The following is a 10,175-nucleotide window of genomic DNA, read 5'->3' as shown; positions in this document are numbered from 1 at the left end:
TGTTCGCTCGACTTGCATGTATTAGGCACGCCGCCAGCGTTCGTCCTGAGCCAGGATCAAACTCTCCATAAAAGAAATTTGATTAGCTCAAATTGTTTTGCTGGCATCATGTTTGATGTCCAAAATTTTTGTTTTGTTCACTAACCGAAGCTAGCTACTTAAAACTTTATTGATTACGTTTTGCTTGTTCAGTTTTCAAGGTTCATTATTTAAGTCGTTTTTCAGCGACTTCTTTATATTAACATCTCATTCAAAACATGTCAACAACTTTTTTAAAAAAGTTTTTTGTGTTTTTCTGAGTTATTCGTTTATGTCTTAGCGACAATTAATATAATACAATACTAAGATATTATTCGTCAACTACTTTTCTAAAAAAATATCGAGGTATTTTTTAGATACCTCGATTACAAGCATACTACAGTCATTGCCCCATTTCTAGAGCATCTTTATTTACCTTGTAATGACGGTGAAATATCCTATCATTTTTCGCTGCAATGGGTTCAATTTGAATATAGCCTTTATCCACTAGATACTCAACAAACACTTCTAAATCCACTGAGTAGTTAACAAGTTCATGATGATCATGTAATTCCTGAATAGTCCACATTTCTTTTGTTTGCATGACTTCTAATATATGCTGTGCCCCATCTCGTGTACGAGAGTGGATTAAAAACTCACTTGCTAAAAACAATAATTCTAAGCGCTTTTCTATTGGCTCATTACTTGTCACTAGCTCTTCATACAGCTTATAGATGGCTGGCTCGATTTTTTTCACCTGTGCCCAAACAGTTACTTCAGGATACAGGCCACTATCGATAATAGATAGGCGGCCTAGATGATGTAGCGAATCCACAACATGATTATAAGCATCTAAGTAACTTCCTTTATCAAAGTATTCTTTCCCCTCCAAATAGCGACGAATTAACTTTGAAAATTGAATACCTGTTTTAATTTTACGACCACTATACGGAAATTCCTGCAATTCTATTTTTAGTTTATGCAGAAATTCATTCCGATCAAATAATACTCTACCGAAGAATATCCAATCAACAACCTTTCTATTTGAACCGATGAGTAACCATTTTCGAATTAATTTCTCCGTAACAGTATGTAGAGCGATTTTATTTCCTTCATATAAGTAATGTTTTGAAAAGACTGGTTGCTCTGCTTCTTTTACGATAATGAGTAAAACCGTATCAAATGTATCTGTAACGTTACTTTGTTCTTCACGCTTTTCCACTAAAATTACGCCTAATGTATTCGACTGACTCGCACGTTCTTGATATATCGGACGCAGTACTTGCTCCATGTTCAGCCCTCCTTTATTCATATAGGTTGTTTTGTTCCGTTAAAAATTCGACATACTCTAAAAGTATTCCTTCTTTCATTCAGTTCAAAGCTAAAATACTTTGCCCTTATATGTTATAGTAGATTTTAGATTGGGAGGCAAGATGAAATATGAAACCTTATAAAAGTAAAATTAATAAAATTCGTTCATTCGCATTAGCACTAATCTTTTTTGGTTTTATTGTCATGTACGGAGGCATTTTCTTTAAAAACAGCCCGATATTAGTTTTAATTTTCATGTCACTAGGTGTTCTTTGTATTATCGGTAGCACAGTTGTATATGCGTGGATCGGATTACTGTCAACAAGAGCTATTCAAGTAGAGTGTCCTAATTGCCATAAACATACAAAGGTTTTAGGCCGAGTAGATATGTGCATGTACTGCAATGAGCCATTAACACTTGATCCTACTCTAGAAGGTAAAGAGTTCGATCAATCCTATAATAAAACAAAAAAATCCTAGCCCTTTTTAAGAGCTAGGATTTTTATTGTACTTTAGCAGTAGCAACTTTACATGATGGACAAGTGCCGTATATCTCTAAGCGATGCGAATGCACATCAAAGCCTGTTACCTGTGATGCAAAATGCTCTATTTCGTCGAGTCCAGGATAATGGAAATCGACGATCTTACCACAGCATTCACAAATCATATGGTAATGATCGTTTGTCACGAAATCAAAGCGACTTGAAGCATCCCCGTAAGTTAGCTCTTTCACAAGACCTACTTCACGAAATACACGCAGGTTGTTATAAACAGTCGCTACACTCATATTAGGGAACTTACCCTCAAGAGCTTTATAAATTTCATCGGCAGTAGGATGTGCCATTGATTGAATTAGATATTCCAAAATAGCATGACGCTGAGGAGTAATACGTACACCAGTTGTTTTCAACGTGTCCAGTGCATCTTGTAAATGCGTTGCAGACATCGTCATGCACCTCTTCCATAAGTATTATTAATTTATAATTGTTATAAATAGTGTATCCAATTCGTACTACTTCGTCAACAATCACACATTGCTTATCCTCAATAAATCAATGGTTTTTTCCTTAATATCCTCTTGATAAATCCATAACATTTTCTAAATCCGTGTCACCCTTTAGCCATTTTGTTAGGCTTGGCTTGAAAATTTCTAAGCTACGCTCAACATAACGAGAAGAATGACTGGATACATGAGGTGATACTATAACATTTGGTAATGTCCATAATGGATTGTCGGATGTCAGAGGCTCCTCTTCAAATACATCTAAAACTGCGTGTCCTATTTGCTTTCTTTCAATCGCTTGAATGAGTACGTTTTCATCAACTAAATTACCTCGACCAAAATTCATGAAGATCGCATTGTTTTTCATCGCAACAAAATGCTCTTCTTTTAATAAATGGGTCGTTTCTGTTGTTTTTGGTAATACAGAAATAACGATATCTGCAAGAGGTAGTGCTTCTTTCAAATTGGTAAAACTAATCATCGTATTCATATAGGCCGCTTCTTTACCAGAGCGGTTACAGCCAATTGTTGTAACACCAAAAGCTTGCAATAAACGCCCAACTTCCGAACCAATGGCACCTGGCCCCAAAATAAGTGCCGTACTATCTCGTAATTCCGTTTGTTGTGTTTTTTTCGACCATTCATTTTTCTTTTGCTGCTCATACATCCAAGGCAAAGCTCGTTTAATGGCTAAAATATGAGCAAGAATCGATTCAGCCATAGGCGTTTTATGAATGCCACGAACATTTGAAACTAGAATCCTGCGTTCAATAATAGCCTGAGCTGGCATTTTTTCTATACCTGCCGATGCAACAAAAATCCATTTTAGCTTTGTAGCAGATTGAATACTCTCTTCTGTTAAATCTTCACCATATGTAACTAATACATCCGCTTGTTGAAGCTCTTCATTTGATATGCTCTTTTCAAAGATAAATTCAAGCTGTGGAAATTCTGCTACTAATGGTTCTCGTAAATCTGGTCTAGGTTCAAATGTAAAATAGATTCTCATTGTTTTGCCTCCTGTTCTGCTAAATAAGCATATACTTCTTCAATATGATTTTTCACTCGAACTTTGCGCCAAGCTTTTACAAGCTTCCCCTCAGCATCAATTAAAAACGTTGAACGCTCTATGCCCATATATTCACGTCCATACATTTTCTTTAAAACCCATACATCATAAGCTTCAGCAATAGCATGGTCCTCATCCACTAATAATGAAAATGGCAAACCATGCTTATCAATAAATTTTGTATGCTTGCTTGCGTTATCTGGGCTAACACCCAGAACAACAGCATTTAAATGACTGAAGTCCTCAAACTTATCGCGAAAATCACATGCCTCCGTCGTGCAGCCTGGTGTCATATCCTTTGGGTAAAAGTATAAAATAACATTTTTTCCTTTAAAATCAGCTAAATGCACCATCTCGCCCTTTTCGTTCAATAGAGAAAAATCCGGCGCTTTTTGTCCTTCTAGTAATGTCATACAATCTCCTCCTCTGTAGGTCCTATTTTACTCTAAGTAACAAATCAAGTCATATCTCTTAATTTCTTTGGATTTCTTACACCGATAGGTCTACAATAGATTACGTATAAAAAGTTAGGAGGCAATTCTATGAATCATGCAAAATCTGAAGCAATACATGAAGAGGCATTACAGCATATTGTTGGTGGTGTAAACAGCCCTTCTCGTTCATATAAAGCAGTAGGTGGCGGTTCTCCTGTAGCCATGGCGCGAGGAAAAGGCGCTTATTTTTGGGATGTAGATGGCAATCGTTATATCGACTATCTAGCAGCATATGGTCCAATCGTTACTGGTCATGGTCATCCTCATATTGCAAAGGCCATTACGCACGCAGCTGAAAATGGTACATTGTTTGGGACGCCGACTGAGTATGAAGTTACTTTCGCAAAAATGTTAAAGGAAGCCATTCCGTCGATGGATAAAGTACGTTTTAACAACTCTGGTACAGAAGCTGTTATGACAACGATTCGTGTGGCACGTGCCTATACAGGACGTACAAAAATCATGAAATTTGCTGGTTGCTACCACGGGCACTTTGATTTAGTATTAGTGGCTGCCGGATCAGGTCCAGCAACATTAGGAACACCAGATTCAGCGGGCGTGACAACTTCGACTGCTGAAGAAGTTATTACTGTACCTTTTAATAACCCTGAAGCCTTTACAGAAGCCATGGATAAATGGGGCGAGGAGATTGCAGCTATTTTAATCGAGCCAATAGTAGGAAACTTCGGTATCGTTGAACCAAAGCCAGGCTTTCTTGAATTAGTACATGCTACAGCAAAGGAAAAAGGGGCCCTAACGATTTATGATGAGGTCATCACGGCCTTCCGCTTCCACTATGGTGGCGCTCAAAATTTACTTGGCCTAACACCTGATCTAACTGCACTTGGTAAAGTTATTGGTGGTGGTTTACCAATCGGTGCTTATGGCGGACGTAAAGAGATTATGGATACTGTGGCACCCCTCGGCCCAGCATACCAAGCGGGTACGATGGCTGGAAATCCTGCATCTATGCAAGCTGGTATTGCTTGCCTAGAAGTTCTACAAACACCAGGTATATACGAGGAAATGGATAGATTAGGCGCAATTTTAGAAGAAGGTGTTTTAGCTGCTGCTAAAAAACATGGCGTAACCATCACGTTAAATCGTCTTAAAGGAGCGCTTACTATTTACTTTACAGATGTGAAGGTAGAAAACTATGAGCAAGCTGAAAGCTCTGATGGTGAAATATTTGGACGCTTCTTTAAACACATGCTTGAGCAAGGTATTAATCTAGCTCCTTCTAAATATGAAGCATGGTTCTTAACAACTGAGCATACAGAAGCAGATATTCAGGAAACAATTGAAGCAGTAGATATTGCGTTTTCTCAATTATAATCTTGACAAGAAAAAGGCGACTTGCAAGTAGAAGTCGCCTTTTTCTTATTCATCCATGCAAATCTATGTATTTTATGAGCACTTCCTTCTATAATGTAAAGAAGCTAAAAAATATTAGACAGAAAGGACATCTTTATGAAATTAGGTGCCCGTGTATTTAAAACTGGTGTAGCTATCGTATTTGCATTATTTATTGCAGAGTTGTTGAAACTACCTTCACCTGTTTTTGCTGGAATTGCAGCTATTTTTGCTATTCAGCCTTCTATTTATCGTTCTTACCAAACCATTGTGGAGCAAGTACAAGCGAATATTATAGGTGCGACAATTGCCGTCATTTTTGGCTTACTTTTTGGCCACCATGTCGTTGCCATTGGTATAGCTGTCATAATAGCTATCGGTTTAATGTTAAAGTTTAGACTCGAAAAATCACTTTCGCTAGCGTTGGTATCAGTTGTAGCTATTATGGAATTTCAAGGGGATGACTTTTTAACATTTGGTTTGATACGCTTTGTTACGATATTAGTTGGGGTATTAGCAGCATTTGTCGTAAATCTTGTGTTCTTACCACCTAAATACGAGGTAAAACTATTTCGCAAAATTTATATTTTACAAGATGATATTATTCGTTGGACACGACTGGCTGTACGGCAAGCTTCTGAGCATACATCCACAAAAACAGCATTAAGTAAGTTTAAAAACCGTATGCTACGAGTGGATACGCTGTATGATTTATATAAGGAAGAGCGTAATTACTTTAAAAATAAAAAATATGTCAAAGCTCGCAAACTAGTAGTCTATCGTCAAATGATTTTAACTTCCAAGAAAAGCTTGGAATTGCTACAGCGTTTGCATAATCACGAAAATGAATTAGCTCAGCTCCCTACCCAATTTCATTTAATGATTCAGGAGAGACTTGATTCCTTGCTAACGTACCATGAGCAATTGCTCTTAAAATATACAGGGAAGCTTAAGCCTGAGCATTCGGAGTGGAGTAAAAGCATTGACTATGTCCAACGTAATGAGCTGATGGAAATTTTCATCAAGCAAATCAACTTTGCTCGTGAAGAAGGCGATACGGAGTTTTCTAGCTATCACCTACTCTATATTTTATCGCGTATTTTAGATTATGAGGAAAACTTAGAACATCTTGATACACTTATTGTTTCTTACCAAAGCTATCATGGACATGAAATCAATGTAGAATTTGAAGAAGAATTCATATAGCTAACATTTTGGCGACAGATTACCTTGATTCAGTGGGATTTTGATCACCCATTGAATAAGATAAGTCTGTCGGCTTTTTTTATACAAAAAACCTCCAAGTAGTAATCTACTTAGAGGAAAGGAGCTAAGAACGCAATGTTAGCAATTGTTGCTCTGCTTGTTGGCGTTTGACCGTTTGTTCAGCACGTAAATGCTGATAATTGGCAATGCCTGATACAATAGTATCCCACATTTCTTCAAGAGTCTTGGTAGTGTTGGATTGTTGAGCCATGGCAGTACTTAATTGCACCGCTTCCTTGCTAGCTCCCCCAAATTGCCTCATACGATCTTCAAAGGCAGAGGCTGATTGACTTTGTAATTGTTGACGTCTTTCATTAACTGCATTCATCAAACCCATTTTAAAAACAGGAATGGTTTTAACAAAAGCCCCATTAATTTGTTCCATCAATTCACTGTTACCATTACGTAGCATATCGATTTGAGGGGCTGTGATAATAGCCACCATACGCGATTTTTCTAAGTCATCTATTTTTTGCTGGAGCATCTCTGCAATACCTTGCAAACGATTTAGCTCCATTTTCGCCAGCTGATTACCTGCTTCACTCTGTTTTTCATACATCGGAATCAATGTTGTTTGGACATCATGAAGCTTCATGTCAGTTGCTACGATATACTTTTCTAGCTCAAGATAGTACATGAGGTCTTCTTGATATAAGCGTGCAAGTACTCGGTTATCCTTCGCTAATTCCTCTTCCATCAGTACAAATTGATAATGGATTTTCTCAATATCTCTCCCCAGTCCATTATATTTCGTAAATAAATCGCCATCATTTTTGGTCTTACGTGCAAACAGCTTTTTAAAAAAGCCTTTTTGCTCTGTAAAATCTTGTTTGTCGAATGTCTGCATAAGGGCTTCAAGCTGCTTAAATAATTCATTTGATTCGAAAGTTGTTGACTGGGTGATGATGGCTAAAATTCGATCTGCAAAAGTAGCTAATTTTGTAGACGGTTCTTTTCCTAAAGCTAATAGCTCTATCTGATTTTTTATATTGATTTGATTGGCAATTTGCCGTACCTCTGCATGATCCCTTAACTGTTCTTTGAAGGCTTCTGCTGTTTCCAGTGTCAGCTGCTTCAGCGTCAACGAGTTATTCGACATTCGTGCCGCCTCCTTCCTATCATCAGAAAAAACGATTAAAGAGTTTTTTTATGATTTTGTCGGGTGCAGTTTTCTGTGGCTTTGGTTCTTCATAGTGCAAGTCAAACAGCATATGCTCTAAACGGTGTACATCATAACTATCCTCTTGCAAATGCTTTTCTAAATCTAGTTGTCCTGTCGGATTATAAAAAACAATATCCACACCAAATCGATTTAAAAAGGCCAATAACGCTATATCTTCACGTGATAAAGCTGGTTGTTGAGGTGCTTGGTATAATACCAGCTTCGGTACCTCTTGGGAATAGTCAAAGCTTTGTAGTAATCTTAGGATCTCCTGTGGAATCATCGACATTTGTTTAAATAAAAATAACTGTAAATCATATAAGGTCTCATTTTGCTGCTGTTTCAACATGGGCTGCTCACAGGAAGTTTTTATCGTGTGTGCAATCGCACGCTGTAGCTCCAATGTTAACTCACCGTATTGCCACCAATCACTTTGCATAATACGCTCTACTGATAGTTCTCCATTTACTAGGCAATGCTTATAGTGAAAGTGAAAATTGGCTCTACTCGTTGGTGCATAGGGGAATTTTTGGACAAAAACAGTTTGCGGATTTGCTAATAACTGATGCATATAATACCAGTATTCTTCCCGTCTGCTCGAAACCCCACTAATTTTGGCAAATATGACTGGAATGACAATCTCATCTCCAATTACTTCAAACTGTGGTCGAACCAAAGCTTTCTCTTTTGCATAAATAAAAATATCATCATATGTCATCCGTAATGTTAAGGAGCGTGGCATAAAATCTTTAAACTGCCAAGGCTTATAGACACCTGATTGCTGATCATGCATTAATTGCTCAAAATGCTGACTAGATCGATATCCAACCGTTGCTTGCCGATCACGCAACTTATCAGGAAATGGCTGTAAAGTTGTTTGATTGGTATACGCAGATGTGATAGAGAAAGTATCATTAGGATCAATCTCAGCAAATTCATCTATTTTAGCTGGATGAAAAATTAACACATCACAACCGAGCTCCATTAATAACAATAAGAAATAGCGCTGACTTAGAGTTGCTTCCCCATACCAAACTACTTTAGGAAAATCATCTGTTGGTTTCATGGATTTTGTCCATAGAATCCAATGGTTTTTTAGCCATTTCACCATATCAATTAAAAAACGGCGAAAGTCATTTGCTAGCAAACCTAACGATTGCTGTTTTTGAAAGAGCTCTACTACTTTAATGGTTGCTAACTGTAAATGGCGATTCATTACACTGTCATCATGCTTAGGAATTAATTGATAACCATACATCATTGCCACTAAACGATTAATAGATAGACCTTGTGGAGTTTGTTGATGCTGCGAAAGGATTGTTTGTATTGCCTGAAAGTCTTTTGGTTCAATATGTTTATTTAATTCTTCACTTAAAATATGGATGTTAGTGTTCTGTGACAATGTAAATAATGAATTGAAATAATCATCTTCTTCGATTGGTACGCCCAATACACGAACAGCAATTCTACTAAAGCTCACTTGCTGCTCTGTTGTTTCATAAAATGCACGATCCTTTGGTGAATCTTGAAACGCCTGTAGCCAATCATCAGGATGACGCTCCAACACTGATTTAATTGTGATTGTTTGCATACAAACGCACCTCCTAAAAATCATCCTCAGCCTATGCTAAAGCATTCATTTGTCATAGGACGTCTCACCTAATGACAACAAAAATATTTGAACATCTATACGATCGTTTGTTGTGATGCCATCTGTAAAACTGTTTCCAATAAATTCTTTGTAAATGCTTCACCATTGTGAGGCGAGTAAGTTGTATTTTGTAAAAATTTTGGCTGTTTATCTTTTAAGTCTCCATGATTTGGTGTAAAACCTAAATCAGCCATTGCAAGCATGCCATAATCCATAATAGAATCACCTGCTGCTATATGCACATCGTATGTACAGAACTCTTTTATATATTCTATAGCCGCTTCCTTTGTCAGCACCTTGGGCATAAAATACAATTTTTTTCCTTGTAGCAGAACATGCCAACCATGCATATCAAACTCTTGAATCATCGCTTGTAATTCATCGTATGGTAAAATATCAATATCTACATGATGTACATAAAAAAGCTCATCTATATACAGAGATCGTTGTAGCCATGTATCAGATTTAATTGTCTGAAAAAGCTTTAGCATATCCATACGAGGGATCGAGGAATCTTCAATACGTCTAGATAATGTTTGTGTCCATTTTTCATATGGCTGACCCTTTTCTACTATTGTACCCCCATTGCTTGTAATTGCAAAAGCAGGGCATAAATCATGAATAAAATGGATTCTTTTATATTGATGTAAAGCTCTTGTCGTAACAGGTACAAATAAAGTATGTTGGTGTACCTGTTGCAATAGGGGTGCTGTTGCCTGTGTCATCATACTCATTGCTGTTTCGTCCTTGTGTTCAACGACGATTGTCTCTGTAGCTGGCGGAAACATCTCCATCATGCGTTTAGAATAAATAAGGGTTCTATCTAAATCAGATGTAAATAATATCAT

General features: G+C 37.3%; 10 protein-coding genes and 1 rRNA gene. 3 read left to right on the top strand and 8 right to left on the bottom strand.

Features of this window, described 5'->3' with window-relative positions; all coding sequences use genetic code 11:
• Both NY607_RS21300 and NY607_RS21295 read right to left on the bottom strand, forming a co-directional pair.
• Positions 1 to 72, bottom strand: a 16S ribosomal RNA gene (locus NY607_RS21300); the annotation flags it as partial.
• Positions 73 to 421: 349 nt separating this feature from the next.
• The gene (locus tag NY607_RS21295) at positions 422 to 1,309 is read right to left on the bottom strand and encodes a nucleotidyltransferase-like protein (RefSeq protein ID WP_016994017.1); all 888 of its coding nucleotides are present in this window, start codon (positions 1,307 to 1,309) and stop codon (positions 422 to 424) included.
• Positions 1,310 to 1,458: 149 nt separating this feature from the next.
• Between NY607_RS21295 and NY607_RS21290 the strand changes: the two genes are divergently transcribed.
• Entirely contained in the window at positions 1,459 to 1,809 is a 351-nt protein-coding gene (locus NY607_RS21290; protein ID WP_048394737.1) for a YgzB family protein, read from the top strand.
• A gap of 22 nt (positions 1,810 to 1,831) precedes the next feature.
• On the opposite strand, the gene perR is transcribed toward NY607_RS21290, so the two are convergent.
• The 3 genes from perR to bcp form a co-directional block, all read right to left on the bottom strand.
• Positions 1,832 to 2,275, bottom strand: a complete 444-nt coding sequence (gene perR, locus NY607_RS21285; protein WP_004230508.1) for a peroxide-responsive transcriptional repressor PerR — start codon at positions 2,273 to 2,275, stop codon at positions 1,832 to 1,834.
• A gap of 121 nt (positions 2,276 to 2,396) precedes the next feature.
• The gene (locus NY607_RS21280) at positions 2,397 to 3,341 is read right to left on the bottom strand and encodes a D-2-hydroxyacid dehydrogenase (protein WP_048394740.1); all 945 of its coding nucleotides are present in this window, start codon (positions 3,339 to 3,341) and stop codon (positions 2,397 to 2,399) included.
• Positions 3,338 to 3,814, bottom strand: coding sequence for a thioredoxin-dependent thiol peroxidase (gene bcp / locus NY607_RS21275; protein ID WP_048394742.1), 477 nt, complete (start codon positions 3,812 to 3,814; stop codon positions 3,338 to 3,340). Before bcp ends, NY607_RS21280 begins: the two co-directional genes overlap by 4 nt.
• Before the next feature lie 129 nt (positions 3,815 to 3,943).
• On the opposite strand from bcp, the gene NY607_RS21270 reads away from it, so the two are divergent.
• On the top strand, positions 3,944 to 5,230 hold the full coding sequence (locus NY607_RS21270) for a glutamate-1-semialdehyde 2,1-aminomutase (RefSeq protein WP_259420330.1): 1,287 nt from the start codon (positions 3,944 to 3,946) through the stop codon (positions 5,228 to 5,230).
• Positions 5,231 to 5,365: 135 nt separating this feature from the next.
• Entirely contained in the window at positions 5,366 to 6,454 is a 1,089-nt protein-coding gene (locus NY607_RS21265) for an FUSC family protein (RefSeq protein WP_048394747.1), read from the top strand.
• 124 nt (positions 6,455 to 6,578) lie between these two features.
• On the opposite strand, the gene NY607_RS21260 is transcribed toward NY607_RS21265, so the two are convergent.
• The 3 genes from NY607_RS21260 to NY607_RS21250 form a co-directional block, all read right to left on the bottom strand.
• Positions 6,579 to 7,613, bottom strand: a complete 1,035-nt coding sequence (locus NY607_RS21260) for a toxic anion resistance protein (RefSeq protein WP_259420329.1) — start codon at positions 7,611 to 7,613, stop codon at positions 6,579 to 6,581.
• 22 nt (positions 7,614 to 7,635) lie between these two features.
• Positions 7,636 to 9,267, bottom strand: coding sequence for a YceG family protein (locus NY607_RS21255; protein ID WP_259420328.1), 1,632 nt, complete (start codon positions 9,265 to 9,267; stop codon positions 7,636 to 7,638).
• A 95-nt stretch (positions 9,268 to 9,362) separates the two neighbouring features.
• Positions 9,363 to 10,175, bottom strand: a complete 813-nt coding sequence (locus NY607_RS21250; RefSeq protein WP_054549028.1) for an HAD family hydrolase — start codon at positions 10,173 to 10,175, stop codon at positions 9,363 to 9,365.

The organism is Lysinibacillus sp. A4, from assembly GCF_024919535.1.
Taxonomy (GTDB): Bacteria; Bacillota; Bacilli; order Bacillales_A; family Planococcaceae; genus Lysinibacillus; species Lysinibacillus capsici.
The sequence above is the reverse complement of the archived record's forward strand: the minus strand, read 5'-3'. Positions and strand labels throughout refer to the sequence as shown.

Bases quoted from the DNA above. Each gene is read 5' to 3' on its own strand.
- NY607_RS21295 (WP_016994017.1), bottom strand. From the start codon at position 1,309: ATGGAGCAAGTACTGCGTCCGATATATCAAGAACGTGCGAGTCAGTCG.
- NY607_RS21290 (WP_048394737.1), top strand. From the start codon at position 1,459: ATGAAACCTTATAAAAGTAAAATTAATAAAATTCGTTCATTCGCATTA.
- perR (WP_004230508.1), bottom strand. From the start codon at position 2,275: ATGTCTGCAACGCATTTACAAGATGCACTGGACACGTTGAAAACAACT.
- NY607_RS21280 (WP_048394740.1), bottom strand. From the start codon at position 3,341: ATGAGAATCTATTTTACATTTGAACCTAGACCAGATTTACGAGAACCA.
- bcp (WP_048394742.1), bottom strand. From the start codon at position 3,814: ATGACATTACTAGAAGGACAAAAAGCGCCGGATTTTTCTCTATTGAAC.
- NY607_RS21270 (WP_259420330.1), top strand. From the start codon at position 3,944: ATGAATCATGCAAAATCTGAAGCAATACATGAAGAGGCATTACAGCAT.
- NY607_RS21265 (WP_048394747.1), top strand. From the start codon at position 5,366: ATGAAATTAGGTGCCCGTGTATTTAAAACTGGTGTAGCTATCGTATTT.
- NY607_RS21260 (WP_259420329.1), bottom strand. From the start codon at position 7,613: ATGTCGAATAACTCGTTGACGCTGAAGCAGCTGACACTGGAAACAGCA.
- NY607_RS21255 (WP_259420328.1), bottom strand. From the start codon at position 9,267: ATGCAAACAATCACAATTAAATCAGTGTTGGAGCGTCATCCTGATGAT.
- NY607_RS21250 (WP_054549028.1), bottom strand. From the start codon at position 10,175: ATGATATTATTTACATCTGATTTAGATAGAACCCTTATTTATTCTAAA.